The sequence below is a fragment of the Brevibacillus daliensis genome, from assembly GCF_021245735.1.
GTDB lineage: Bacteria > Bacillota > Bacilli > Brevibacillales > Brevibacillaceae > Brevibacillus_B > Brevibacillus_B daliensis.
On record NZ_JAJISB010000077.1, the window covers coordinates 1 to 580 of the forward strand.

The following is a 580-nucleotide window of genomic DNA, read 5'->3' on the forward strand; positions in this document are numbered from 1 at the left end:
CATTTATAAATGGGTGAAAGAATTTACTCCTTTCGGAGAAGAAGAACAAGCGATTACACCTAAAGAAGTTGCTGCTATGCAAAAAGAAATGCTCCGATTAAAGCAGGAAAATGAGATTCTAAAAAAGGCTATGGCCATATTCGCACAAAAATAGATATAGCTGAGTTAAACCAATTCATCGAGACTAACAAAGAAACGCATCCTATCCAAGTCATGTGTGAGGTTCTGAATATCCCAAGGAGCACGTACTATCAGTCCCATAAAAAAGAAGTCTCCTCACGTGAAAGTGAAAACAAACGAATTACAAAAAGAATCATTGAGATTCATCAGGAAAGTAAGGGACGTTATGGCGCGCCTAAAATTCATTATTTGTTAAAAGGCGAAGATATTTCGGTAAGTTTGAAAAGGACTCAGCGTTTAATGAAAAAGGCTGATATTCGTTCTATTACCAGGAAGAAATTCCGCCCACAATCAAGCAAAGCTATAGTTATGGAAAGACCGAATATACTAGAGCAAGACTTTACAACCACATCTATTAACGAGAAATGGGTAGCAGATATAACTTATATCCATACTCTTC

At 36.7% G+C, this 580-nt stretch carries 1 pseudogene; it reads left to right on the forward strand.

Annotated elements, in window-relative coordinates:
* A pseudogene (locus tag LM917_RS24290) lies at window positions 1–580 on the forward strand (IS3 family transposase); the annotation flags it as partial.